This is a genomic window from Devosia rhodophyticola (assembly GCF_028816475.1).
Taxonomy (GTDB): Bacteria; Pseudomonadota; Alphaproteobacteria; order Rhizobiales; family Devosiaceae; genus Devosia; species Devosia rhodophyticola.
In genome coordinates, this window is record NZ_CP118247.1 from 2,532,470 (window position 1) to 2,556,955 (window position 24,486).

Annotated in this window: 23 protein-coding genes; 9 read left to right on the plus strand and 14 right to left on the minus strand. The window is 57.1% G+C overall.

Features of this window, described 5'->3' with window-relative positions:
• Positions 1–61: 61 nt before the first annotated feature.
• Positions 62–1,942, minus strand: a complete 1,881-nt coding sequence (gene uvrC, locus PSQ90_RS12415) for an excinuclease ABC subunit UvrC (RefSeq protein ID WP_282210608.1) — start codon at positions 1,940–1,942, stop codon at positions 62–64.
• Complete coding sequence (locus tag PSQ90_RS12420; protein WP_282210609.1) at positions 1,939–2,709, minus strand: SDR family oxidoreductase; 771 nt, start codon at positions 2,707–2,709, stop codon at positions 1,939–1,941. The genes uvrC and PSQ90_RS12420 overlap by 4 nt, the downstream gene beginning before the upstream one ends.
• 206 nt (positions 2,710–2,915) lie before the next feature.
• Between PSQ90_RS12420 and PSQ90_RS12425 the strand changes: the two genes are divergently transcribed.
• Positions 2,916–3,245, plus strand: a complete 330-nt coding sequence (locus PSQ90_RS12425) for a hypothetical protein (protein ID WP_282210610.1) — start codon at positions 2,916–2,918, stop codon at positions 3,243–3,245.
• Between the two features lie 63 nt (positions 3,246–3,308).
• A complete protein-coding gene (locus tag PSQ90_RS12430) occupies positions 3,309–4,226 on the plus strand; it encodes a DMT family transporter (RefSeq protein ID WP_282210611.1) in 918 nt (305 codons plus the stop codon).
• On the opposite strand, the gene PSQ90_RS12435 is transcribed toward PSQ90_RS12430, so the two are convergent.
• The 3 genes from PSQ90_RS12435 to PSQ90_RS12445 form a co-directional block, all read right to left on the minus strand.
• Entirely contained in the window at positions 4,223–4,621 is a 399-nt protein-coding gene (locus PSQ90_RS12435) for a DUF2177 family protein (RefSeq protein ID WP_282210612.1), read from the minus strand. The genes PSQ90_RS12430 and PSQ90_RS12435 overlap by 4 nt on opposite strands.
• A 128-nt stretch (positions 4,622–4,749) precedes the next feature.
• Positions 4,750–5,184 (minus strand): SH3 domain-containing protein, encoded by a 435-nt coding sequence (locus tag PSQ90_RS12440; protein ID WP_282210613.1) that lies wholly within the window; start codon positions 5,182–5,184, stop codon positions 4,750–4,752.
• A 91-nt stretch (positions 5,185–5,275) separates the two neighbouring features.
• Positions 5,276–5,698 (minus strand): MarR family winged helix-turn-helix transcriptional regulator, encoded by a 423-nt coding sequence (locus PSQ90_RS12445; protein ID WP_282210614.1) that lies wholly within the window; start codon positions 5,696–5,698, stop codon positions 5,276–5,278.
• Positions 5,699–5,840: 142 nt separating this feature from the next.
• Between PSQ90_RS12445 and PSQ90_RS12450 the strand changes: the two genes are divergently transcribed.
• Genes PSQ90_RS12450 through hemH form a run of 4 tightly spaced genes read left to right on the plus strand, consistent with a single transcriptional unit; the run spans position 5,841 to position 10,228 of the window.
• Positions 5,841–6,635 (plus strand): creatininase family protein, encoded by a 795-nt coding sequence (locus PSQ90_RS12450; protein WP_282210615.1) that lies wholly within the window; start codon positions 5,841–5,843, stop codon positions 6,633–6,635.
• Entirely contained in the window at positions 6,632–7,531 is a 900-nt protein-coding gene (locus tag PSQ90_RS12455; RefSeq protein WP_282210616.1) for a LysR family transcriptional regulator, read from the plus strand. The genes PSQ90_RS12450 and PSQ90_RS12455 overlap by 4 nt, the downstream gene beginning before the upstream one ends.
• A gap of 46 nt (positions 7,532–7,577) precedes the next feature.
• Positions 7,578–9,122, plus strand: coding sequence for a HoxN/HupN/NixA family nickel/cobalt transporter (locus PSQ90_RS12460; protein WP_282210617.1), 1,545 nt, complete (start codon positions 7,578–7,580; stop codon positions 9,120–9,122).
• A gap of 41 nt (positions 9,123–9,163) precedes the next feature.
• Positions 9,164–10,228, plus strand: a complete 1,065-nt coding sequence (gene hemH, locus PSQ90_RS12465; protein ID WP_282210618.1) for a ferrochelatase — start codon at positions 9,164–9,166, stop codon at positions 10,226–10,228.
• A 380-nt stretch (positions 10,229–10,608) separates the two neighbouring features.
• Here hemH and PSQ90_RS12470 read toward each other — a convergent pair whose 3' ends face one another.
• The 4 genes from PSQ90_RS12470 to uvrB all read right to left on the minus strand — a co-directional run bounded on the left by PSQ90_RS12470 (position 10,609) and on the right by uvrB (position 16,807).
• Positions 10,609–10,953, minus strand: coding sequence for a hypothetical protein (locus tag PSQ90_RS12470; protein ID WP_282210619.1), 345 nt, complete (start codon positions 10,951–10,953; stop codon positions 10,609–10,611).
• A 995-nt stretch (positions 10,954–11,948) separates the two neighbouring features.
• Complete coding sequence (locus tag PSQ90_RS12475) at positions 11,949–12,659, minus strand: DGQHR domain-containing protein (RefSeq protein ID WP_282210620.1); 711 nt, start codon at positions 12,657–12,659, stop codon at positions 11,949–11,951.
• Between the two features lie 507 nt (positions 12,660–13,166).
• Positions 13,167–13,967 carry a DNA adenine methylase gene (locus tag PSQ90_RS12480; RefSeq protein ID WP_282210621.1) on the minus strand — a complete coding sequence of 267 codons (801 nt, stop codon included), beginning with the start codon at positions 13,965–13,967 and terminating at the stop codon, positions 13,167–13,169.
• Between the two features lie 281 nt (positions 13,968–14,248).
• The gene (uvrB, locus tag PSQ90_RS12485) at positions 14,249–16,807 is read right to left on the minus strand and encodes an excinuclease ABC subunit UvrB (RefSeq protein ID WP_282210622.1); all 2,559 of its coding nucleotides are present in this window, start codon (positions 16,805–16,807) and stop codon (positions 14,249–14,251) included.
• A gap of 212 nt (positions 16,808–17,019) precedes the next feature.
• On the opposite strand from uvrB, the gene PSQ90_RS12490 reads away from it, so the two are divergent.
• Together PSQ90_RS12490 and PSQ90_RS12495 are read left to right on the plus strand one after the other, a co-directional pair.
• Entirely contained in the window at positions 17,020–17,472 is a 453-nt protein-coding gene (locus PSQ90_RS12490) for a DUF1801 domain-containing protein (protein ID WP_282210623.1), read from the plus strand.
• A 123-nt stretch (positions 17,473–17,595) separates the two neighbouring features.
• Positions 17,596–17,871, plus strand: coding sequence for a hypothetical protein (locus PSQ90_RS12495; protein WP_282210624.1), 276 nt, complete (start codon positions 17,596–17,598; stop codon positions 17,869–17,871).
• 12 nt (positions 17,872–17,883) lie between these two features.
• Here PSQ90_RS12495 and PSQ90_RS12500 read toward each other — a convergent pair whose 3' ends face one another.
• The 5 genes from PSQ90_RS12500 to ispH all read right to left on the minus strand — a co-directional run bounded on the left by PSQ90_RS12500 (position 17,884) and on the right by ispH (position 22,041).
• A complete protein-coding gene (locus PSQ90_RS12500) occupies positions 17,884–18,360 on the minus strand; it encodes a DUF805 domain-containing protein (protein WP_282210625.1) in 477 nt (158 codons plus the stop codon).
• A gap of 142 nt (positions 18,361–18,502) precedes the next feature.
• Positions 18,503–20,014: a sensor histidine kinase gene (locus PSQ90_RS12505; protein ID WP_282210626.1), complete on the minus strand. Its 1,512-nt coding sequence runs from the start codon at positions 20,012–20,014 to the stop codon at positions 18,503–18,505.
• 79 nt (positions 20,015–20,093) lie between these two features.
• A complete protein-coding gene (rnhA, locus tag PSQ90_RS12510; RefSeq protein ID WP_282210627.1) occupies positions 20,094–20,555 on the minus strand; it encodes a ribonuclease HI in 462 nt (153 codons plus the stop codon).
• Positions 20,552–21,073, minus strand: a complete 522-nt coding sequence (locus PSQ90_RS12515) for a GNAT family N-acetyltransferase (protein ID WP_282210628.1) — start codon at positions 21,071–21,073, stop codon at positions 20,552–20,554. Before PSQ90_RS12515 ends, rnhA begins: the two co-directional genes overlap by 4 nt.
• On the minus strand, positions 21,070–22,041 hold the full coding sequence (gene ispH, locus PSQ90_RS12520; RefSeq protein ID WP_282210629.1) for a 4-hydroxy-3-methylbut-2-enyl diphosphate reductase: 972 nt from the start codon (positions 22,039–22,041) through the stop codon (positions 21,070–21,072). The genes PSQ90_RS12515 and ispH overlap by 4 nt, the downstream gene beginning before the upstream one ends.
• A 101-nt stretch (positions 22,042–22,142) precedes the next feature.
• On the opposite strand from ispH, the gene PSQ90_RS12525 reads away from it, so the two are divergent.
• Complete coding sequence (locus tag PSQ90_RS12525) at positions 22,143–24,431, plus strand: putative PEP-binding protein (protein WP_282210630.1); 2,289 nt, start codon at positions 22,143–22,145, stop codon at positions 24,429–24,431.
• Positions 24,432–24,486 lie beyond the last annotated feature (55 nt).

Consider the following 24,486-nt stretch of genomic DNA (forward strand, 5'->3'; position numbering starts at 1 on the left):
AACGAATACGTGGCGGAACGGGTCATGGGGGATTGATAGCGCAGCGGGGTCGACTTGTCGACTACGACTTTTGATTGAAATGATCGTAGATGAGTTGGGCCATCTGATCTGAAATGCCGGGGACGAGCGCCAGATCCTGGAGTGAGGCACGCGCAACGGCCTTGGCGGAGCCGAAATGGTTGAGCAGGGCTCGTTTGCGGGTTGGCCCGATGCCGTCGATCTCGTCCAATGGATTCTTGATCTGATCTTTCTTGCGTTTGGCGCGGTGGGTGCCGATGGCAAAGCGGTGGGCCTCGTCGCGCAGGCGTTGAACATAATAGAGTACCGCGTCGCGGTGCGGCAGCATGAACGCATCGCGGCCCTCCATGAAGAATTTTTCCCGCCCCGCATCGCGTTCCTCGCCCTTGGCGATGCCGATAAAGGTGACTTCCTTGGGCAGGTTCATTTCCGCGATGACGCCGCGCACCGCACTCATCTGGCCAGCGCCGCCATCAATGAAAACAACGTCGGGCCAATCCGGCATACCGGTGCTTTCGTCCTCGTCCTCCGCCTCGCTCTCATTGACAAGGCGGGCAAAGCGGCGCGTCAGCACTTCGCGCATCATGCCAAAATCATCGCCGGGAGTGATGTCGGTCGACTTGATATTGAAGGTGCGATAGTGCTTTTTGGAAAAGCCTTCCTCGCCCGCCACGACCATGGCGCCGACCGCGTTGGTGCCCGAGATGTGCGAATTGTCGTAAATTTCGATGCGGCGCGGCGTTTCTTCGAGACCAAAAAGTTCGGCCACCCCCTCAAGCAGGCTGCGATTGGTGGCGCCTTCTGCCAGTTGGCGACCAAGTGCTTCGCGCGCATTGTTGAGAGCGTGGTTGACCAGATCGCGTTTTTCACCGCGCCGTGGGGTCTGTACATAAACGCGACTACCGGCCCGACTTGAGAGTGCCTCTTCAAGCAATTCGGTTTCGATTGGTTGATGGCTGAGGAGAACAAGTTTTGGCGGGGTGCGGCTTTCGTAGAACTGGCTGATAAAGGCTTCAAGCACCTCAGTTTCGCTCAACGCTGCGTCAGCGCGGGGTCGGAAAGCGTGGTTGCCCCAGTTCTGGAAGGCACGGAAGAAAAATACCTGAACGCAGAATTGTCCGCCTTCGTGATGTATGGCAAAGACGTCGGCCTCTTCGACCGATTTCGCCGTGGCGTCGCCCTGACTCTGGATCAACGCCAGCGCACCCAACCGGTCGCGCAACAAGGCCGCGCGCTCGAAATCGAGATGTTCTGCGGCAGCATTCATTTCACTTTGCATATGATCGCGCACACCTTGAGAGCGGCCGCTGAGAAATTCGCACGCTTCATCGACCAGTTCGCTATAACCTTCGACTGAAATTTCGCCAGTGCACGGAGCAGCGCAGCGCTTGATCTGATGCTGCAGGCAGGGGCGGGTACGCGCGGCATAAAAACTATCCGAGCAATTGCGCAGCAAAAAGGCCCTTTGCAGGCTGGCGATGGTGCGGTTAACGGCGGTGACCGAGGCGAAGGGGCCAAAATAGTGGCCCTTGCGACGACGGGTGCCGCGATGCTTCATCAGTTCGGGTGCTTCGTGATCGGTGGCGATCAGAATATAGGGAAAGCTCTTGTCGTCGCGCAGCAGCACATTATAGCGCGGCTTTAAGCGCTTGATCAGGTTGGCTTCGAGGAGCAGCGCTTCTGACTCGGTTTCGGTGCGCACAAACTCCATGTGCGCGGTAGCCGCGATCATGCGCTGGATACGCGTCGGCAGCCCTTCTGGCCGGGTATAGTTTGTGACGCGAGACTTGAGGCTGCGCGCCTTGCCGACATAGACGACGGTGCCCTCGGCATCAATCATGCGATAGACGCCGGGCGCTGCTGGCAGCGTGCGCACGAAAGCCTTGATGACGTCGGGGCCGGTGGGGATCGTTGACTCGGTCATTGGCGCGGGGTCGGTGCCGAACGCGATGAAAATTCGAGATGCTCGCCGCCGTCCAGCGCCAGCATCTGCCCTGTCATGGAGCGGGTCTTTAGCAGAAGCAGCACGCCCTCAGCGATGTCCTGCGGGGCGGCGTGGTGCTTGAGGAGTAATTGATCAACCGACCGGTCAAATTCATCCTGGCTTTGGCGCGAGTGCGGCAGCACCGGGCCGGGGCCAATGGCGTTGACCCGAATGGCGGGCGCCAGCGACTGAGCCAGCGTGCGCGTTGCGGTCCAGAGTACGGCCTTTGACAAGGTATAGCTGAAATAGGCCGGGGACAGATTGAGTACTCGCTCGTCGATCATGTTGATTATATTGCCCTCGATCCCGTCGGGCAGCTGGGCGGCAAAGTCGCGGGCCAGAAACATTGGCGCTTCGGCATGAACGGCGAAGTGGCTGTCCCAAAGCGCCTCATCCAGATCGCGGGCGCTGTCAGGATCAAAAACCGAGGCATTGTTTATCAGCACAGTGAGGGGGCCAAACGCGTTTGCTGCGGCGGCAATCAGCTTTGCGCGTTCGGTTCTGTCGGCCAGATCAGCACAGATGTTGGCCGCCTGACCGCCTGCGTTGGTGATATCGGCACAGATTTTTTCGGCACCGGACTTGTCCGAGCGGTAGTGAATGACCACGGCATAGCCGTTGGCCGCCAGATGTTTGGCGATGGTTGCGCCAATGCGGTCGCTGGCGCCGGTGATCAGGGCCACCGGATTCTTGGAAACGTCAGTCATTGTTTGCTGATTCGACTTGGTAATACGGGTTCAGATATACGCGATCATAAGCCGTTTTGCCCTCGATCAGCAATCTCTGCGCGGTGGAATCGGGTGATGAAATCGACAGTGTTATTGTCCTTTTGTTGGTGTTCATTCGGGGCTAGGTTTTGCTGGCGAGGGCAATCGCAATAGTTGGTGATTCTTGAAAGGGACATGAAATGGAAATGATCTTACCACTTATTGTACAACTGATTGGCGGGGGCGCTGGGGGCAATATCATTGCCCAGGTCGTCAAGAAGGTGGATTTGGGGCCGGCTGGCAACAGTATAGTTGGTGCCATCGGCGGTCTTGCTGGCACTTGGCTGGCTGGCAAAATTCCGGGCCTTGACGGGTTGGTCGGCGGTATGGCCGCAACGGTCGACGCAGCGGGCACGGCCGCGAGTAGCGGGTTGGATGTTGGCGCCTTGGCGGGGCAGGGCGTAACCGGCCTCGTCAGCGGCGGAATCTTGACAGCGATCGCCGGGATCATCAAATCCAGCATGGCCAAGGGCTAAATTCAAGTATAGAGCACTCTAGTGTTCGGGGCCGAAAAATGTGTCCTCCGGAAAGTCATGGCTATGAATGCGCCTCTTAATGCCGTTCTGCCGGGCGAAAACCATACGCGCGCCATTCTGCTGACGATCACTACGGTGATGATTTTTGGCATGCAAGATGCAGTCGCCAAAGTGCTGGTTCAGACCTATTCCCCGTTCCAGATCACTATGATGCGCTATTGGGCATTTGCGGCCTTTTCCCTGTTTCTGGTGTCGCGTCGGGCGCCGTTGCGTCATGCGTTGCGTTCGCGGGTGCCAGTTTGGCAAATTGTACGAGGCGTTTTGCTGATGGCTGACATCTGGCTGTTTGCCTTGGCGCTGCAATCAGTTCCGCTGGCTGAACTGCAATCGATCAGCCTGATATATCCCTTGTTGGTTACCCTATTCGCCATTCCCATTTTGGGCGAGAAAGTGGGGATATTTCGCCTTGTGACGGTCGGTGTTGGATTCATGGGCGCCCTGTTCATTGTGCGTCCGGGCGGTCTGCCGATGAATGTGGGCGTCGTTTATGCTGTGGCGTCGGCAAGTTTTTATGCGCTCTATATCGTCTTTACCCGCAAGGTTGCCCAACATGATTCCGCGCCTACCAGCATGGTCTATGCCAGCGTCATTGGTTTGGTACTGTCGGGAATTGTCGGCGTGTTTCACTGGCAGCCGATGGGGTGGGGTGATGTGCTGTTGGTCATCCTGATCATGGGAACGACAACCGCAGCGCACGGGCTGATGATGGTGGCGCTTTCGATGGCACCTGCAAGCGTGGTGCAGCCGTTCAACTATTTTTCCCTGCCCTGGGCAATCTTTTTGAGTTTCGCGGTTTTTGGCCACCTGATCGATCTACTATCGCTGGGCGGTGCGGCGATCATTGTGGCAGCGGGCCTTGTGGTGATGGCGCGTGAGCGCATGCGTCGAGTGCCGCGCGGACAGCCAACCGTGCCGCATTAGCTCGCAATCAATCGGGTAAACCAGACGCCGACGGCGGCGCTGAGTGCAGTCAAACTTGTGCCCCAGGCCATGTCGATGGCGGCAATTGTTGGTGTAAAGCCCTTGAGCGTCGACAGGTTGGTCAAATCATAGGTGCCATAGGCGACAAAGCCCAGTAGAGCGCCGGTTAATAAGGCCTTGAGCACATCCCCTTCAGCGGGGGCGGCGACCAGTACGACCACGCCGACCAGATAAAGCAGATAGAAGCCTGCTGCGACCGCCAAGTTGGGATTTGGCAACAGGATCGAGCCGATCTCTCGCTGGTAAGTGGATTTTGCAATGGTTGTGAGCCAGACGAAATCCAGGGCGAAGAAGACAACAGTGCAAGCGGCATAAAGGATCAGGAATTTGCTCATCGACACTGCGCTCCGCTGTTCTGGTTGTTTGCGATACGCAGCCAGGCGCCAACAGGATCACTGTGGCGCCTCAAATATTTACGATGACGCGAGACGCGCCACCCTTATCAGGTAGCGCGTCAAGGCGATCAATTGCCGAAACAGAAATAGCCGTTGGAGCCACTAAAGCAGGCTTGCGAGCGATTGCGCGGGATGAAGCGACGCTGTGGGAGGCGTGGGCGGGGACGCACCCAGCCATTGTCATACCCATAATAATCGTTCCAGCTCGGTTGAGGTACTGGCCGTGGGCGATAAACGGGCCGACGACCGCGATCCAGGTAGTTTGAGGACACCCAGCCGTCAGGGCCTGCCTTTTGGACATAACACCAGCTTCCCTGGCAATATTGCACATCGACCCGCTCGCCGCGTCGCAGGGTATCGATAGCCCGATACTGAGTGCTGGGGCCGGAACGGACATTGACGTTGGTGCTGGCATAGGCCGTTGCGGCAAATGCACATGCGGTGCTTGCCAGCATAGCCAGGGCAGTCAGGCCACCAATCATGAGTTTGTTTTTCAGGGTCATGGTGATGAACTCCAGTTGGTTCAATTGATCACTTGTGTGGTGATAGCAAACCATTTTCTGTCTGAACCGGACCTGAACGCATTGGCGGGCGCTATAGTCGCAAGAGTTCATTGAATCTCTTCAATGTCTCGCCAAGCGATTTCCGCTGCTTCTTCTTAAGCTCACCCATCAGCGCTTTTTCCAACTCGGCCCAGTTTTCGGCAAGGCTGTCGCGGATGCGTGTGCCGCGCTCGGTCAGGGCGAGTCCCGGGGTGAGTAAGGGCCCCACCGCCTGCCGGGTAACCAGATCGCGCTCAATCAATCGGGCGATGCGCGGCTCAAGCAATGTGGGTTCGGTGCCCAGTTCTTGAGCCAATTCGGTTTCGGCAGTGCCCTGGCGCGCGAGAATGAACAGGACGGCGTCGTCGCCCGGCTCCAAACCCCGTTCACGCAAAGGAACCAGCACTGCCTGATGGGCGAGCTGACCTGCTTCTATCAGGCGGTACAAATTTGAGCGGGACGAAGGTCTGGACATAAGGGGGAAAATAGTCCGAACTCCTGGTGCGCGTCGATCCACAGTGTACCCTATCGTTAATCAGCTAACAGCCAAGGGGAATTATTGTTCACCCCTTCTGGATGCGATATCAGGTTGAGTTGACATTTTTGAGGAGCAGCACATGGCTCTCTATTTTGCCGAAGAGCTGACTGCTCCTGAATTCTCGTCACTGATTTCGAGCCGAACGATCGGGATATTGCCGGTGGCGGCAATTGAACCGCATGGCCCGCATCTCCCCTTATCCACCGATTGCGATATCGCGCATGGCCATCTGGCTCAACTGGCTCAATTTGTTTCCACCGACATTGAAGCGATTGTGCTACCCATGCAGACAATCGGTCACAGTATCGAGCATAGCAGTTTTTTGGGAACGTTCAGCCATGAAGCGGAAATCCTGTTGGCGAGCTGGTGGGATGTTGCGCAGGCGTTTTTTCGGGCGGGCGGCTGCAAGCTGATCATTGTTTCCAGTCATGGCGGCAATTCCGAAGTCGTGGGCCTGCTGATTGCACGGCTGCGGGCCAAACTGGGCATGTTGGCGGTCAGCGCCGCGTGGTTGCGTTTCGGCCAACCCCAAGGACTGTTTGGCGAGTCGGAATTGGTCGATGGCATTCATGGTGGCGCCATCGAGACTTCGCTGATGCTGCACTATTGGCCCGAAAAAGTACGGCGCGATCAGTTGTCAGATTTCACCTCCAATGGCCAAGAATGGGATAGTGAGACAGCTTTTTTGAAAGTACATGGCAGGACACGGATGGGCTGGATGAGCCATGATCTGAACGTTGCGGGTGCTGTAGGCAATGCTACGGCTGCCAGTGCCGAAAAGGGGGCTGCCAGTGCCCAACAGGCGCTTGAAGGATTTGCAGCGTTATTGGCTGATGTGGCCAAATTCGAAATGGAGCGCCTGGGAGATAAATGACACAGGATCTGGCGCGCATACGGGCTTTTGTACAGGTTTTTGACAGTGGCGGCTTTTCGGCGGCAGCGCGTCAGCATGGGCGTTCCAAGGCGCTGCTGTCGAAATATGTAACTGATCTGGAAGATTTTCTCGGCGTTCGGCTGATGAACCGGACGACGCGCAAACTGGGTCTGACCGAAGCCGGTGAGGTCTATTATCGTGAGGCCAGCGCCTTGTTGCAGCAGCTGGACGATCTGGACGCTAGCATTACCGATCAGACGTCGGAGCCGCGTGGGTTGCTGCGGGTTTCAGCGCCCCGCAACTTTGGTGAGCGAACGCTGGCACCGGTGCTATTTGGTTTCCTGGCCAAATACCCCAAGGTCAGCCTCGATCTGCGTCTGGAAGATCGCTATGTCGACCTTGTCGATGAGGGGATCGATGTGGCGCTGAGGATCAGCACCTTGGCCGATAGTTCGCTAATCGCCCGCAAGATTGCCGATATGCGCGTTGTGACGGCTGGCGCGCCGGCATTGCTGGAGCGGATTGGCACGCCGATGCACCCCGAGGATTTGCGCGCGATGCCCTGCGTGATCGATACCAATTTGCAAGGGCAGTCCAATTGGCGGTTTATCGAGGACGGCAAGACTGTGTCGGTGCCGGTTACCGGACCTGTGCGGGTAAATTCGCCGCTGGCGGCGCGTCAGGCGGCCGTGGAAGGATTGGGGTTTGTCTTGATGCCCTCCTATCTGGCTGATCCGGCAATTGCTGACGGCAGCCTTGTGGCGGTGCTGGAAACGTTCATGCCAACCGGGCAAACGCTGCAGGCCGTTTATCCGCATCGGCGACATCTGGCTGGCAAGGTGCGGGCGCTTATTGATCATCTTGTTGACTGGTTTTCAGCCCATCCCATGGTTTGAGGCCGACGAAAGGTTCAGTGTCTTGCGGATTTTTTGGACGCGCCTGGTGGCGCTGATCGCTATTGTCTTGGGTGCTGTGGCGCCGACCATGGCGCATCCGCATATTTTTATTGATGCCAAATTGGTCGTGATTTTCGACAATTCGGGCGCCGTTAGTGCGCTGCGGCATCAATGGCAGTTTGACGAAGCGTTTTCGGCCTGGGCGGTGCAGGGGCTGGATATTGATGGCGATCGCATGGTTTCGTCAGCAGAAATGCAGGAACTCGCCAACGAAAATCTGGCTGGGTTAGGGGAGTATGGATATTATACGCTGGCGGGGGACGCGAGCGATACGATCAGGTTCACTTCGCTTGGTGATCAAGCCATGTCCCTGGAAGATGGCCGGGTAACGCTGACCTATACAATTGCGGCGCAACAACCAATTGCGATGAACAAGCCGCTGGTTTTGGGGATCCATGACCCCGAATATTATGTCGCGATCAGTTTTGGCAGCAGCACGGACGTAACGCTGGAAAATGCCCCTCAGGGATGTTTGGTCAATATGGCGCCGCCGCAGGAACTCGATGCGGCAACAGCGGAAAAACTTTACGCGCTGGGACCAGATGTGGCGCAATTGCCGCCAGACCTTGCCGTTGCGGTGCGCGACACCCAGGGGCAAGTGAGGATTAAGTGTCTATCGGTCGCCGGTGAGGCGCCAACATCGGCGTTGGAGGCGGTCAATCAGTTGAGCCAGGCCAAGTCAGCGCCGTTTGGTGGTCCGCCGGCGGAAATTGGGCTGCCGACGCCGCAAGGTGGTGTGTTCACAATATTAAAGAACCTTCAGCGCCAGTTCTATGCGGCGCTGACCGATGCACTGGGCACCCTTAAAAGTGACTTTACCGCGTTCTGGGTGCTGGGGGGACTAAGTTTTCTCTATGGCGTGGTGCATGCGGCAGGGCCTGGGCACGGCAAGGTCGTCGTTTCCTCCTATATGCTGGCCAATGAAAGCCAGGCCCGGCGCGGCATCACGCTCAGTATTCTGTCGGCGCTGATGCAGTCGGTTGTGGCGGTTGGGTTTGTGCTGGTGGCGGCAGGCGTTCTGGGCATGACAAGCCTTGCGATGAGCGATGCGGCGCGATGGATTGTGTTGGCCTCCTACGCGATGGTGGTTCTGTTGGGGCTGTGGCTGATCGGGCGGAAACTGTTTGGCTGGGGACATCACCATCACCGCGACCATGAGCATCACGAGCATGGCGACTGTGAGCATGGACATGTGGTGACGCCAATGGCTGTTGGTGGGTCGTGGCGGGAGCAGTTGGGCGTGGTATTGTCGGTGGGGTTGCGGCCATGTTCGGGTGCTCTGGTGGTGCTGGTTTTTGCGCTGTCGCAGGGCGTGTTGGCGGCCGGGATCGTGGCGGTGTTTCTGATGGGAGCAGGAACGGCGATAACGGTGGCGGTATTGGCGACGCTGGCGGTGTCGGCCAAGGGCATGGCACAGCGAATCGGGGGCGTGGATAATGCGGGGACGGCGGCGCTTGTCTGGTGGGTTGAGCTGGCAGGGGCGATGGCGGTCCTGGGATTTGGGCTATTGTTGCTGGTGGCCAATTTTTAAGCGCGACCCATAGCCGCCTTGTGTGACACAGCGGAAATTGTATGGTGCGGCGGTTTTTTACCGAACGGATCGCTGCGACCATGACCGAGAATTTGCCGCCGGGGCATCCGCCTGTAAATGACCCGAAGATCGGGGTTCTGCTGCTGAACCTTGGCACGCCCGAGGCGACGGATTATTGGAGCGTGCGGCGCTATCTCAAGGAATTCCTGTCTGATCCCAGGGTGATCGAAACCCCCAAATGGTTGTGGTGGCCGATTCTCAACCTGGTTATCCTTTCGGTTCGGCCGCAAAAGAGCGGGCATGCCTATGCCCAGATATGGGACAAGGAAACCAATGAAAGCCCCCTAAAGGTCATTACGCGTAATCAGGCGCTTAGCTTAGCACAGCGGATGAATGGCGAGGGTAAAGTGGTTGTCGATTTTGCCATGCGCTATGGTGAGCCGTCGACGGCGGCGAAGCTGGAGGCGATGCAAAAGGCCGGGTGCCAGAAGATCCTTTTGGTGCCGCTCTATCCGCAATATTCGGCGACTACCACGGCAACGGCAAATGACAAGGCTTTTGAGGCGCTGGGCAAGATGCGGTGGCAACCGGCGGTGCGGACGATGCCTGCCTATTTCGAAGATCCAAAATACATCGAAACGCTGGCGGCGAGTATAAAATCGGGCATGGAAAAGCTCGATTTTGAACCGGATCTGGTGATCACCAGTTATCACGGGATGCCGGTGGAATATCTGGAGCGCGGCGATCCGTATCATTGCCAGTGTTTCAAAACGACCCGACTGGTGCGCGAGCACCTTGGCTGGGCTGACGACAAGATCATGGTGACGTTTCAATCGCGGTTCGGGCCGACGAAATGGCTGGAGCCTTATACCGATGTGACGCTGGGCGCGCTGCCGGGCAAGGGCGTCAAGAAGGTGGCGATTTTGGCACCGGCGTTTTCCGCCGATTGTATCGAGACGCTGGAAGAAATTTCGATCCAGGCGCGCGAGACATTCTTGGCCGCTGGCGGCACCGATTTTGCTTATATTCCCTGCCTCAATGATAGTGTTGAGGGCATGGACATGATCGAAAACATGGTGCGGCGGGAATTGTCGGGCTGGCTCTGACCCCAATGGCGGCAACGGGTTTGGCCGCACGGTTGAACAACCTGCGGGGAACACGGTGTGGGGTGGCTTGCGCCCTAGTTGGTCGTGGTAAAGGAGGCGAAAGCCACCCCACACGGTCGGGATTTTTTGCGCACGCCGCAAGCAGCCGCCCTTTCGGGTTGAACGATCCAGCCAAATTTTCCGGCACCGATTGAGCACCCAAAAAACCCGGCCAGCGTTCGGCTGGTCCTAAGCATCCACGCATGGGACTGGGCGACCCCATTCCCCCCGTCTTCCCGCCCGGCGCTTCGTCGGCGCCGCGTGTGTAGCGGGAACGAAACCAGTGTGCCACGTGCCGGCGCGGCGGGGATTACTTTTGGTTTTGTTTTTGGCTTTGGGCGCTAGTCGTCGGCCAGCCATCTTGATTGTTCGGGGTCATAATGGGCGTGGTGGAAGGCGTCGAGCGCCAGTTCGGCCTCGCGCAGCGCATCAAGCAGGGCGGTATTGGTCAGCGAAATTTCGGGCGATAGGTGGGGCAAGGCGTTGGAAAAGGTTTCTCGCGACGTGAGGCGGTAGGTTTGGGCCAATATATCGGCCACCAGCCGGGTCAGCAGCGGCCCGGCGGGGGTGTTTGGCGCGGCCTTGGTGCGGGCGTTTAGCGTTTGCGCCAGATCGGCCAGGCGCGGGGCGAGGTCGATATAGGCCATCACCAGTTTTGGGGAAATGCGGGTTTCGTAATCGGTCATTTTTTAGCCTCCGGCGGGAGGCGACATTATGGGCGGCGCTGGCGGGGTGGGGATTTGTTTGGTTTTTGGTTTTTTGGTTTTTTTGGGTTTTTGTGGAGGAGGGGAGGCGGTCGTTTTTGTTCGGCGACGTGGTTTCAACACCCACGGTGTCACCCCGGCGGCGGCCGGGGTCCATCCTGAGATGTTGGTGGGTGGGTGCTGAACAGGCGGTTTGTGGTTGTGGTGTGATCTCACGATGGGTCCCGGGTCAAGCCCGGGATGACGTTCGGAGTATTTTTTGCAATTAGGACCTATTTGCAAGTGAAGTTGGCGGGGAAGGTTCTTTTTTTCGGGGGGAGGGATTAGGGGGAGGGGTTTGGTGGGTTTGGGACAGAAGGGGCGGTGGGGCGGTTTGGGTGCGGACGGTGGGGGTTTGCTGCAGATCGGCAAGGCGCGGGGCGAGGGCGAGATATGCCAGCACCAGTTTATAGGAAGTGGTTGTGTCGTAATCGGTTTTATGGGCGGTGTTGGCGGGGTGGGGATTTGTTGGTGGCCAAATGTTCATGCAGGCGCTTAAGACTATGAGTCTAAAACGCCCGATTCCTTCATAAACTGGTCAAATAATATCTTGGCACCGCTAGAACCTGGCGGGAAATTAGATGTCATGAACCCACCGACCGGGATTTCCACTCGCGCGAACATATCTAAGTATTCACTTTGACCAATTACACGTGGAGATGATGTAAGGTATCTATAAGCGGGACCCAAGAAACGAATTAATGCATTGTACCCATTGGTTCGAACCAACATGTTTCCACGGCCGTCGTTGAACCAATCATCGGGCCAACGCTCCCGCACGGCCCCAAAGTAGTTTAGCAAATTTCGCAAAATTTCGTCGTCGGCATTATTTCTAAAAAATTCGAAGAAGATCCGACGCTCGCGCTCTCGAGGATCAGCGATTGGTTCCCATTCGCCTTTACGTTTGCCTATTTCCCGATCGCGTAACGGGTCACGGGTTATATATGGGAGGATGCCGCCGACCACTGTTGCTTGCGACAGCGTTTCTCCGAATCGATCAGGTGTTGCGGTTCCAAGTCTCTTAATTCTTTTTCGAATGGACTTCCCTCTAGTCGGTCGAGGGCTACAACTAGTTCATGGCATGTCTTTTCAGGGCTGCGCCCAAGACTCAATGAAAATAAATCGTATACCAAGCTTTTATTTACTTTTGTCTGCGCTAAGTTTACAGTTGAAAATATTTCAGCTTTTGTTGCCTCATCTATGTCTATAAATATAGAAACATTAATCAAAAATTCTGGGCCATTATAGCTTTCAAATGCTTTTATTCTATGTTGTCCATCAATTATTGAAACGATGTCGTCAAATTCTATCTGTCTCGACGGGTCATCCAAGTCTTTATATGCGCTCAATTTAAACGAAAATATGCCGTCTGCTAGGTTTTTAACCGTAACATTTCGTTGATCTAACGCAATTACGACTGCCGTAGGGAAAACGGCTTCCTTTGTTTTGATGTAGGTGCTAATTTCTCGAACGCGTTTTTCATCAAGGCGGCGCTGAATTCCTAAAAATTCTTTGACGCCTCCTCGCTCTTCTATGCGCCTAAAGTCGAATTTGCACATGCTAAAGAGGTCCTGCGCGGACATCTGCCCAACGTAAAACGGGCCGATAGGCTGCCGAACTTCAATTACTGAAAATTCCACTTCAGTCATCGGCCCGCTCCGTTCCGCCAACACTTCGTATCATCGAACTGGCCCCATTGCGAAAGGAGTTTGCTATATTGATCGGTTCAAGGTTGGTTAGCACCATTATAAGAAAGTATATAATGATATTGAACCCGAATAAAATGTAACTCCAAATAACGGACGAATGTGAATTTAGCGTTTTGAAGGTAGGGTCAAATATTCCAAAAGAAAATGTTAGAATTATACTTAATATTACTGAGAGCCCCAATAGGCTTTTTATTTTTCCGTTCTTAAGGCTCCAGTTTGCAATTGTAAGCCAAACAAGGGTGCCGACTAAGGAAAATGCATAAAAAAAGAGTTGTCCCTTCGAGACGGCCTCTGTAAGGAGCGCTTCTGGATTGAGGCCGATTTCTCCGGCCCTGGCTATCAATGCAAACAACGGTGCGAGGCCAACGGCAGTTACCACGAATACCTCTGCTGCAGATCGTAAACACGACATAATGATTGGTTTAAAAAGACCCTTCCGCATACGAGTTACGCCATACTTATGAGGAGTTCGGTGGTTTTGTTTCTGCCGTGTGACTGCCCTGAAATTACAGACCGCCGGTCCATAACTTGAATATCAGCTACTTCATTGTATAGTGACCGTACAGATGGATGATCGGCGTTGGTTAATCTGATAGTCACGCCTCGAGATGCCGCTCGTATGAGACTGTTCTTTAGACGAATCTGATCGTCCCAGCTAAAAATGGATTCATTATATTTTACAAATCCATTGAAATTGTGGGCGACGGTATAGGGTGGATCCGCAAAAATCAGATCACCATTGACTGCCCTATTTACCGTTTCTTCGAAATCTGTTGCTACAAGCTCAACTTGAGCAAGGGCCTTGGCTGTCGAGCCAAAGTCATCGGCGGACGATAAGATCCAGCTTTTAGTTCCGATTGGGACGTTGAATTCCCCACGTTGGTTTACCCTATATAGACCGTTCCAACATGAGCGATTTAGATAGATGAACTGTGCTGCTCGTTCGACTTCAGTCGTCGGACGTTCAGACCTTCTACTGTAATAATAATCTTTGCTATGAAGATTATGATCTATTTCGAGTAGGTCAATGAGTGATGTCCAGTCGGACCTTATGACTTTATATACTTCAATTAGTCTTGGATTGGCATCAGAAAGTATCGCCAATTTGGGGCGATGTGAGAAGAAAACGGCTCCTCCACCGAGAAACGGCTCAATATAGCGACCGCTGTAAGGCGGCAGACGAAAATCTGTGCGATCAACGAGCCAGCGTTTTCCTCCGGCCCACTTTAAGAATGGTTTACGCGACAATTACTGATCTCCCGCATTTTGGCTTAAACGAAAGAGACCGGTCCGTCAATTAGCAGAACTTGCTGACTTTGTGACTATTGTTGAGTTACTTGGTCAAACTACCTCACCTCCCCCCTGCAACGTATCCAATTCCATTTCCCTTAACCGCTTCACATCATCCCTTAGCCGTGCTCGGCCATTCGGGCGTAGGCCTCATGGCCTTCTCACCTAAAATCGCTCCACTGGAGCGATTTTGCCGCCAGAGTCGGCCGGTTCGAAGTCTCGAAAATTCGGGAAAGCCGCTAAGAGACCTCTCCCGATAAGGTATCAAGCTCCATTTCGCGCAAGCGTTTGACCTCATCCCTTAGCCGTGCAGCTTTCTCGAATTCTAAATTCGTGGCGGCTTCGCGCATTTGGGATTCGATGTCCTTAATAACGGCGGCGAGGTTGGCGCCGACCTGGACTTGTTCTTTGCCGTCCTTGCCTTTGCCAATGGAAATTGTGACGTGGTCGCGTTCGGCGACGCTGTCGACGATGTTGTGAATGTTGGATTTGACCGATTGCGGGGTGATGCCGTGTTCGGTGTTGTAGGCGACCTGTTTTTCGCGGCGGCGGCTGGTTTCGGCGATGGCGCGTTCCATTGAGCCGGTGATGCGGTCGGCATAGAGCACGACTTTGCCATCGACGTTGCGCGCGGCGCGGCCAATGGTTTGAATAAGGGAGGTTTCGGAGCGCAGAAAGCCTTCCTTATCGGCATCCAGAATGGCCACGAGGCCGCATTCGGGAATGTCCAGACCTTCGCGCAACAGGTTAATGCCGACCAGCACATCGAACGCGCCCAAGCGAAGATCGCGAATGATTTCAATGCGTTCAATGGTATCGACATCGGAGTGCATATAGCGGACGCGAATGCCTTGTTCGTGCAGATATTCGGTGAGGTCTTCGGCCATTTTCTTGGTCAAGACCGTCAACAGGGTGCGGTAACCGGCCTTATTGGTCTGGCGGATTTCATCGACCACATCATCGACCTGGGCGGTGGCGGGGCGGATTTCAACCGGGGGATCAATCAGGCCGGTGGGGCGAATGACCTGTTCGGCAAAAACGCCGCCGGTTTGCTCCATTTCCCAAGAACCGGGGGTGGCCGACACATAGACGGACTGGGGCCGCATGGCGTTCCATTCCTCAAAACGCAGCGGGCGATTATCCATGCAACTTGGCAGGCGAAAACCGTATTCGGCCAGCGTTGCCTTGCGGCGCAAATCGCCGCGATACATGGCGCCCAACTGGCCAATGGTGACGTGGCTTTCGTCAACAAACACCAGCGCATTATCGGGGAGATATTCAAACAGGGTTGGCGGTGGCTCGCCGGGTTTGCGGCCGGAAAAGTAGCGCGAATAATTTTCAATACCGGCGCAGGAGCCGGTGGCTTCCATCATTTCAAGATCAAACAGGCAGCGTTGTTCGAGCCGCTGGGCTTCAAGGAAGCGGCCAGCGCCGTTGAGCTCCTGCAGGCGGGCCAAAAGTTCGGCGCGGATCAGTTTGATCGCCTGATTCATGGTGGCGCGCGGGGTGACGTGGTGGGAATTGGCGTAGACGCGCACAAAGGTCAGGTCGGCGGATTTTTTGCCGGTCAGGGGATCGAACTCGGCGATGGATTCAATTTCATTGCCAAAGAGCGTGATGCGCCAGGCGGCGGCTTCATAGTGGGCGGGAAAAATTTCGACGGTGTCGCCGCGCACCCGAAACGTGCCGCGGACAAAGCCGGTGTCGCCGCGCTTATATTGCAGGGCGACGAGTTTTGCCAACAATTCGCGCTGGTCAATCTTGTGGCCCTTGGCGAGATCGACTGTCATGGCGGTGTAGTCTTCGACCGAGCCGATGCCGTAAATGCAGGAGACGGAGGAGACGATGATGACGTCATTGCGTTCGAGAATCGAGCGGGTGGCGGCGTGGCGCATCCGGTCGATCTGCTCGTTAATGGTGGATTCCTTTTCGATATAGGTATCGGTGCGCGGGACATAGGCCTCGGGCTGATAGTAATCATAGTAGGAAACGAAATATTCGACCGCATTGTCGGGGAAGAAGCTCTTGAACTCGCCATAAAGCTGGGCGGCGAGGGTTTTGTTGGGCGCGAGAATGAGCGCGGGGCGGTTGGTCTGGGCGATGATTTGGGCGGCGGTAAAGGTTTTGCCTGAGCCGGTGACGCCGAGCAGGACCTGGTCGGTTTCGCCATTGTTGACGCCCTCAATCAGTTCGGCGATGGCGGTGGGCTGGTCGCCAGCCGGGGTGTATTCGGTTTGCAGGCGGAAGCGGCGCGAGGGGTCGCGGACCGGGCGTTCGGGGCGGTGAGGGGCCCAGGGCGAGGAGCCTTCAACCTCTTTGCGGCCGTGCAGGATGATCTGTTCGAGGGCCTTGACGGTGGCGGTGACGCCGACGGTTGCGGCGTTCGCCAGGGATTTGCCGTCGCCGCCGGAGAGTTTTGATTTTCGGGCGGGTTTGACGCTGGCAGATTCATGGCCAAAACCGGCCTGTTCGGCTTCGCCAAAACCATCAAGATTTGTCGGGCGTTCGACCGAGTTCGCCTTGGATTTGGGGGCGCGCGGCGACATGCCGGTGACGGTATCGTGGCTGGATTTGGTGGTGCGGCGCTTTTCGAGAGCGGTTTTTTTGGTGGCGGCCTTGGCGTCTGCCTCGGCGGCGGCTTTCTGGTCGGCGCGGTCGAGGGCGCGCTTGTTGCGCATGCGTTCGGCATAGAGCGGCTTGGAGGCAACAATGTCCTCGGCCTTTTCAATCTCGCCGATGAAATCGTCGATATTGAACTCAGTTTTGCCCGGACGGGCGGATTTCTTGTCGGAAGCCATGAGCACCCTGCGTGAAATGAGAACCATCAAGATGGGGACTGTTGCGCCGATTGCAACGTTCCGTGCACCCTAACATCGCAGGAACGGAGACGGAACAGGGGTAGTGTCAGTTTCTGGCAGCAGTGTGGGTGGCGGGGCACTAATTTGGGGTGCTTTGGGTGGCGTGTGCCGGGAAAATAGGCTCTGCTCGAGCATCAGTGCGGGAGGTTCAGGTGAGTGAAGCGATGTCGGGTGATGTGGCAGGGGTGTTTGAGGGCTTTCCGGGGCCGGTGCGGGATCGGTTGGAGCAGGTTCGGGCGCTGATATTTGAAGTAGCACGCGACACCGAGGGCGTCGGGGCGTTGACGGAAACGCTGAGGTGGGGCGAGCCGGCCTATCTGACAGCAGCGACGAAAAGCGGGAGCACGATCCGGTTGGGATGGCCCAAGGATCGGCCGGACTGCGTGGCGGTCTATTTCATCTGCACCACCAATCTGGTGGCGACGTTTCGCGATATATTTGCCGAGGCGCTGGACTATTCGGGCGAGCGGGCGGTGCTGTTACCAATTGAAGGGGCGTGGGCGGAGGGGGCCCTGCGCCAGTGCATCGGGATGGCGTTGACCTATCACAAGGCCAAGGCGGGGTCGGGGACGAGCCGGGTCGCCAAGCTGATCCCGAGTTCATAAGGGACGTCAAGTGCGCCCGGGGCAGGCACTGCTGTTGAACGGTCAAAGTCGCGTTTTTCGCCAAGGAGGAAGATACTGGACGGGATCCCTGTAACCGCTTTCGTTCTTATTCTCGTCGTCGGTGTGGCGCTGATCGTATTTGCCCTGCCTGTGGCGATTGTTCTGTGGGCGGTGGCGCGCCTGTTCGGACGTCGTACCATGGTCATTCTGGGTGCTGGGCTGATCGGACTATTGGGTTATTTTTCGATCAGTGCGCATTTCGCCTGCGCCAATCCCGATAATTGCGATGGTCCTGGCATGATGCTGTTCGCCCCGATCATCTACATCGTGGTGCCCCTCATGATTGCCGTCACGGTGGTCCTGTTGCGCAGAATTTGGCTGGACCTGTCGCCGCCCTAGGAGCGCAAAAAGCTAGATGAAGCGGCCTTCGGTGGGGGGCTGGCGGCGTTGTTGGACTTCAGCCGGCGACTGGCCCTTGGCAGCATCGAGGCGCTGGGCGGCCAGCGAGGTTTTTTGCGGCCGGACGGCAACAATGTTGGGATCGCCATAGTCATTGTCCCACTCATCGCCGGCGCAGCAATTCCAATAGAGAATAAACAGAGCACCGAAGGGGATGAAACTGATTAAATACCACCAACCCGATTTGCCGATGTCGTGCAGACGGCGCACAGTGATGGCCATGCCGGGGATGGCATGGAAGAGGGCAACCATGGTGTAAAGCGAACCCAGCTGTGTGACCCGGTGGAACGATCCGGTCAGTCGCAGTTCGATAAAAAACACGCCGATTATGATCAGCATCGCGACCAGTTGATAGATCCAGAACTGGGCACGCCCGGTGCGGCCCGAGAACTCGAAATATCGGATCATTGCATCAAAATAGGAGCGCATGACGGGCAGTCCCCCGATTGGCGGTTTTCCCAGAATAGCGCTCAAGGTTGATTTTGATGTGTAGAAATTGGGTAAATTTTTAGGGTTTTGGGGGAGGCGCTGTAACGTGTTGCCGATCCGGATCGGCAAGAAGTGCAGGATTTCAGTCGTCCTGCAGGCCGATTTTGGGTTCAGTGCGGTCCTTGAGGTTTGGGGCGGCGGTGGTCAGTTGGCAGTGCAGGCCAGTGGGGGCGAAATCCATGGTCAGCTGGCCGTTGAAATCGGCGCGCAGGACACGCTCGATGAGTTTGGAGCCAAAACCGCGACGGCTGGGTTTGGTAACGGCGGGGCCGCCATGTTCGCGCCAATCGAGCGTGAAGACTTCGTTGCTTTCTGCCTCCGACATTTGCCAGTTCAGGGACACCTTGCCGGTCTGGTTGGAGAGGGCACCATACTTGATGGCGTTGGTCATCAGTTCGTGGATGGCCAGTGCCAGCGAGATGGCCTGCTTGGAACCGAGCGTGATCTCGGGCCCGGCCATGGTTACGCGTGTGGCATAGGCGGGGTGGGCCTCGAGCGCGGTTTCGACAACATCGGTAATTTCGGCGGTGGCCCATGTGGTGGCGGTCAGGATGTCGTGCGCGCTGCCAAAAATGGCGAGGCGGTGGCGGAAGGTGTCGAGGGGGCCATCCTGGCCAGTGCCGCTAAGCGTTTGGGTAGCGATGGCGCTGACCATGGCGAGCGTGTTCTTGACGCGATGTTTGAGTTCGGAATTGATCAGGCGCAGATGCTCTTCGGCCTGAACATGGTCAGTCACGTCGCTGCCTTCAACGAAAATGCCGGTGACATTATTGTTGGCATCCAGAATGGGCTGATAGACGAAATCGAGAAAGGATTGGCGCGGCGCTGTTTCAGAATCGTCCTGAAAATAAATCGGGACACGACGCCCAACATAAGCCTTGCCGGAGGTGTAGACATTGTCGAGTAGCTCAATAAATCCCTGACCTTCGACTTCTGGTATTATGTCGCGCACCGGTTTGCCAAGACATTGCCGCCCGCCAACCAACTGACGATAAGCTGTGTTGGTTAGTTCAAACACATGTTCAGGGCCACGCAGGACGGCCATGAAGCCGGGCGCCTGCTCGAACATGTCCATGAGGTGTTCAGAGCGGTTGGCCAGCCTGTCCTTGATCAGATGCTGTTCGGTCACATCATTGCAGACGACTAGAACGCCGCCGATGCCGCCTTCAACGTCTATGGGACTGTAGCTATAAGTCCACCAGACCTGTTCAAGCTTGCCGTGGCGGGTGACGGGAACGAGGCGGTCCTCATCCCAGGTTGAACCGCGACCCGACATGACCTGCTCGATCTGAGGGCCGATGATGGGCCAGATTTCCTGCCAGCAATCGCGACCGCACTGGCCGAGGGCCGAAGGGTGGCGTTCGGGGCCCATGGTGAGCCTGTAGGCGTCGTTATAAAACTGGATGAGGTCGGGACCCCACCAGATAAACATGGGATGGCGGGTATTGAGAATGAGCCGGATGGTCAGACGCAGGCTTTGCGGCCAGTTTTCGGGCGGGCCGAGAGGCGAGTTGGCCCAGTCGTGGGCGCGCATCAGCTGTCCCATTTCGCCGCCATCGGCCATGAAGTCGAGGGATTTTTCGGGTTTAGTCATGGCGGTTCCGTGACGTTGAGGGGCACTGCGGAATCAAGATTATCGGAAAGGCTGCGTAGCGGCGAGGGGTTGGTCTGAATCAGTCCGAGGGCGCTCGCCTGGCAGGTTTGAAAGGGGTCATGCCGTCGTTTGCGAGTTGGTCGGCGCGTTCGTTAAGGTCGTGACCGGCGTGGCCCTTGACCCATTTCCACGTTATGGTGTGGCGCTTGGTGGCTTCGTCCAGCGCCTGCCAGAGTTCGAGGTTCTTGACAGGCTTCCTGTCAGCGGTGCGCCAGCCGTTCTTCTTCCAGCCATGCATCCAGCTCTGGATGCCGTTTTTGACATATTGGCTATCGGTATGTAGCTCGACCGTGCAGGGGCGTTTGAGGGCGTTGAGCGCCTCGATTGCGGCGGTCAGTTCCATCTTGTTGTTGGTGGTCAGCTGTTCGCCGCCCTTCAACTCGCGGGTCTTTTCGCCATATTGCAATATGGCACCCCAGCCGCCGGGGCCGGGATTGCCCGAGCAGGCGCCGTCAGTATGGATGATGACGGTGTCGCTCACGGGGTGGGCCGATGCATGATGTGGAACTGGGCGCTGATGCCGTGGTAAATATCGACATGGGTCTTTGTCATGCCGATGCCGGTCAGAATGGCCAGCGAGGGGGCGTTGCGCACATCGGCAAAGCCGATGAAATGATCCCAGTCAGTATTTTGAAAAATCCAGTCGCGCAGGCCCGTTGCTGCCTCGGTGGCGTAGCCCATGCCGCGATATTGGGGCAGCAGGGCATAACCGATTTCGGGTTCGCTGGTGGGAGGATGCAGGCCAAAACCGGCGCGGCCAATAAAGGCGCCATCGGTTTTGCGGATCAGGCGCAGTTTGCCCATGCGGTGAGTCGCAAAGATCTCAATCCAGAGCGCCAGGCTCTTGGCCGCTTCGGCCTCGGTCCAGGCGTGGCCGTCGGCCGAGAGATAGCGGGCGGTGGCGGGATCGCCATGCAGCGCCATCAGGTCCGGCAATTGGTCGGGACGCCAACCGGTCAGGGTCAGGCGGTCGGTTTCAAACAGTTCTTGATCATTCATCTGGCGGACTGGACTTCCATGGAGCGCAGTTCGCGCGGAATGTTGAAGGCGATATTTTCGCGAGCGGTGACGCGGGCCTCGACCCTGATGTCGTAGCGTTGGGCGAATGCTTCGATGACTTCATCGACCAATTGTTCGGGGGCGGAGGCGCCCGCTGATACGCCGAGGCGCTTGATGCCTTCAAAGCGCGACCAATCAATATCGGAGGCACGATCAACCAGCATGGCGCGTTTGCAGCCGGAGCGTTCGGCAACTTCGACCAGCCGCAGGGAATTTGAGGAATTGGGCGAGCCGACCACGATCATGGCGTCCACCTCGGGAGCGACCGATTTGATGGCTTCCTGACGGTTGGTGGTGGCGTAGCAGATGTCTTCCTTGTGGGGGCCATTGATGGCCGGGAAGCGCACTTGCAGGGCGGTCACGATCTCGCGGGTGTCATCAACCGACAGGGTGGTCTGGGTAACAAAAGCCAGGGTATCGGGGTTTTTCGGGGTGAAGGCCATGGCGTCGGCAACGGTTTCGACCAGCGATATGGCGCCGGGGGGCAACTGGCCCATGGTGCCCACGACTTCGGGGTGGCCCTTGTGGCCGATCAGGACGATCTCGTGGCCTTCGGCAAAGTGGCGCTGGGCCTCGACATGCACCTTGGACACCAGCGGACAGGTGGCATCGAGAAAGAACATGTTGCGGGTTTTGGCGTCGGCGGGCACGCTTTTGGGCACGCCATGGGCCGAAAAAACTACCGGTGCCTCGGTATCGGGGATTTCGTCGAGTTCTTCAACGAAAACGGCGCCTTTGTCACGCAGACCATCAACGACATATTTGTTATGCACGATGGCGTGCCGGACATAGACCGGGGCGCCGTATTTTTCGAGCGCCAGCTCAACGATCTGGATGGCGCGATCGACCCCGGCGCAAAAACCGCGCGGGGCACAGAGTAGAATGTCGAGATGTGGCCGTGTTTGCATAGCAGATCAGATGCTTTCCCGGGACGGACAAGTCAAGTGTTGTTGCTCCCAAGGGCATGGATAGGCAATATGGCGGCAATAGACAACCAAAGGACGACTCGGTGAGCTTGGCCCAGGAAATGTTTGCAATCGCTCCGGCGACGGGCAAGGCAAACCTGTCCGCAACCCAACTCAAATTGTTGGCGGGCAAATCGCGCTGGATCTACCGCGTTGGTGAAGCGGGTTTTCCAACCGTCCCGACCGTTGCCATAACGCGCACCGCATGGGAGGCCTTGCAGGCCGAACGGGTGCGCAAGGACAACAAGTTGCGGGTGCATTGGGTGGCGTGCCTGGTGCGGCTAGTGGGGCCGAGTGGCAAGCCACCAGCGCTGGTGGTGCGCACATCGGCCAGCGTGCACAATGGCGGGTTGATGCCGGCAAAAACCGCTATTCCCGCGCCAACGAGCGAAGCGGATTCGGTGGATCCGACGCGGCCACTGGCGCGCGCCATCAAAAATGCCTTTGATAGTTATGGGGTTTCAGGCGGGCATTGGGGTCGTCCGCGCTCGGACGAGGAGCGGGCGCGTCAGATTGTTTTGGTTCAGGCTGAAGCCGATGGTGAGGCGGAGCGGTTTTTGACCCGCAATGCGCAGACCGGCGTGCTGGGGCCAGCGGCGGTCAACGGCAGCGCCTTGCCGAAACTGCCCGAAAGCATTGATGCGCTGGTGAAGTTACTCGATGCCAAGGCGGGGCGGCACATGGAGTGTCTGGTTGCGGTCAAACGCGGGCAGGTGGAATTTTTATCGGCGCGACCAATCCGGGCGAGCGCTGCGGGGGAACTCGAAGCGGCGGTTGATCGGGTCAAGTCCAAGGTCTGGACCAAGCAGACGGCGGTGTCCCGCGTTGATCCGGGGCGGCTGGCGCTATTGCTGCACCCCAGCCTCAAATCGAGCGAAGGGTCCACTCCGATTGCCACGGGCCTCGGCGTGGCGCCGGGGGCGGCCAGCGGGCTTGTGGCGTTTACCCCTGAAGACGCGGCTCGACTGCGGGCGCGCGGCAAACACTGCATTTTGGTGGTGACCGAAACCGGACCAGCCGACATTGAAGGGATGAAGGCGGCGACCGGGATTTTGACGGCGCGCGGCGGCATGACCAGCCACGCCGGAGTGATTGCGCGTATTACCGGAAAGCCCTGCGTTGCCGGGGTGCGTACGCTCACAGTTGATCTGGTCGAAATGAGTTGCCGCATCGGGGATCGCGAATTTCATGCCGGGGATCGGCTGACCATTGATGGCAGCGACGGCTGCGTTTATGCGGGCACGCTGGCGCTGGCCCAGCCCCATATCGGCGGGGCGATGGGCAAGGTCCTGGGCTGGTCGGATGCCAGCCGCAAGGTTTCTGTGCGCACCAATGTGGAAACAGTTGAATCGGCCAAGACGGCGCTGAGCTTTGGGGCCGAGGGTATTGGACTGGCGCGGTCCGAGCACATGTTTTTTTCGCCCGAACGCATGTTGGCGCTGCGGCGGATGATCCTGAGCGAGGACGAGGACGACCGTAGCCGGGCGATTGCCGGTCTGGTGGATTTTCAGACCGGAGATTATTCGGCGCTATTTTCGACAATGGCGGGGTTGCCGGTCAATGTGCGGCTGTTCGATCCGCCATTGCACGAATTCCTGCCGCGTGGCGAAGAGGAAATTGACGATACCGCGGCTTCGCTTGGCCTGGCGGTGCGGGCGTTGCGGTTGCGGCTGGAGCGGCTGGCCGAAATCAACCCGATGCTCGGGCATCGTGGGGTGCGGCTGGCAATAACCTATCCCGAAATCTTGCAAATGCAGATGCAGGCGGTGTTTGCCGGGGCGCGGGCGGCCAGCGAAACACAGGCCGAGCCGGTGCTGGTTGAAGTGATGGTGCCGTTTGTTTCAACGGCGACCGAGGTAGCGTTTGTGCGCGAACGGGTCGATGCCATGCTGGCCAATTCGGGCTTATTGCATTCGGATCGGGTGAAATTTTCCTTCGGCACGATGATCGAGCTGCCGCGCGCCTGTCTGCGAGCGGGCGATATCGCGCAAATGGTCGACTTCTTCTCGTTTGGCACCAATGATTTGACGCAAACGACGTTTGGCATTTCGCGCGACGACGCCCCGACTTTTCTGGCGGCCTATCAGCGCAAGGGTATTTACGACAATGATCCGTTCGTCAGCGTTGATGAAAAAGGGGTTGGAGAACTGATCGCTATCGCGATTGAGCGGGGGCGGGCGGCTAATCCAAATCTCAAGATCGGCATTTGCGGAGAGAATGCAGGTGATCCAGTCTCCCTGAGGTTCTTTGCCGGTTTGGGCGTCGATTATGTCAGTTGCTCACCCTATCGTGTGCCGGTGGCGCGGTTGACGCTGGCGCAGACGCGTGGCTAGGTCATTTAAATCGCAATCAAAAATCCTACATCAAGGGATCAATATAGGGCGGAGA

Bases quoted from the DNA above. Each gene is read 5' to 3' on its own strand.
- PSQ90_RS12500 (WP_282210625.1), bottom strand. From the start codon at position 18,360: ATGCGCTCCTATTTTGATGCAATGATCCGATATTTCGAGTTCTCGGGC.
- uvrC (WP_282210608.1), bottom strand. From the start codon at position 1,942: ATGACCGAGTCAACGATCCCCACCGGCCCCGACGTCATCAAGGCTTTC.
- uvrB (WP_282210622.1), bottom strand. From the start codon at position 16,807: ATGGCTTCCGACAAGAAATCCGCCCGTCCGGGCAAAACTGAGTTCAAT.
- PSQ90_RS12470 (WP_282210619.1), bottom strand. From the start codon at position 10,953: ATGACCGATTACGAAACCCGCATTTCCCCAAAACTGGTGATGGCCTAT.
- PSQ90_RS12455 (WP_282210616.1), top strand. From the start codon at position 6,632: ATGACACAGGATCTGGCGCGCATACGGGCTTTTGTACAGGTTTTTGAC.
- ispH (WP_282210629.1), bottom strand. From the start codon at position 22,041: ATGCAAACACGGCCACATCTCGACATTCTACTCTGTGCCCCGCGCGGT.
- PSQ90_RS12445 (WP_282210614.1), bottom strand. From the start codon at position 5,698: ATGTCCAGACCTTCGTCCCGCTCAAATTTGTACCGCCTGATAGAAGCA.
- PSQ90_RS12505 (WP_282210626.1), bottom strand. From the start codon at position 20,014: ATGACTAAACCCGAAAAATCCCTCGACTTCATGGCCGATGGCGGCGAA.
- PSQ90_RS12475 (WP_282210620.1), bottom strand. From the start codon at position 12,659: ATGACTGAAGTGGAATTTTCAGTAATTGAAGTTCGGCAGCCTATCGGC.
- PSQ90_RS12440 (WP_282210613.1), bottom strand. From the start codon at position 5,184: ATGACCCTGAAAAACAAACTCATGATTGGTGGCCTGACTGCCCTGGCT.
- hemH (WP_282210618.1), top strand. From the start codon at position 9,164: ATGGTGCGGCGGTTTTTTACCGAACGGATCGCTGCGACCATGACCGAG.
- PSQ90_RS12515 (WP_282210628.1), bottom strand. From the start codon at position 21,073: ATGAATGATCAAGAACTGTTTGAAACCGACCGCCTGACCCTGACCGGT.
- PSQ90_RS12435 (WP_282210612.1), bottom strand. From the start codon at position 4,621: ATGAGCAAATTCCTGATCCTTTATGCCGCTTGCACTGTTGTCTTCTTC.
- PSQ90_RS12420 (WP_282210609.1), bottom strand. From the start codon at position 2,709: ATGACTGACGTTTCCAAGAATCCGGTGGCCCTGATCACCGGCGCCAGC.
- PSQ90_RS12425 (WP_282210610.1), top strand. From the start codon at position 2,916: ATGATCTTACCACTTATTGTACAACTGATTGGCGGGGGCGCTGGGGGC.
- PSQ90_RS12430 (WP_282210611.1), top strand. From the start codon at position 3,309: ATGAATGCGCCTCTTAATGCCGTTCTGCCGGGCGAAAACCATACGCGC.
- PSQ90_RS12450 (WP_282210615.1), top strand. From the start codon at position 5,841: ATGGCTCTCTATTTTGCCGAAGAGCTGACTGCTCCTGAATTCTCGTCA.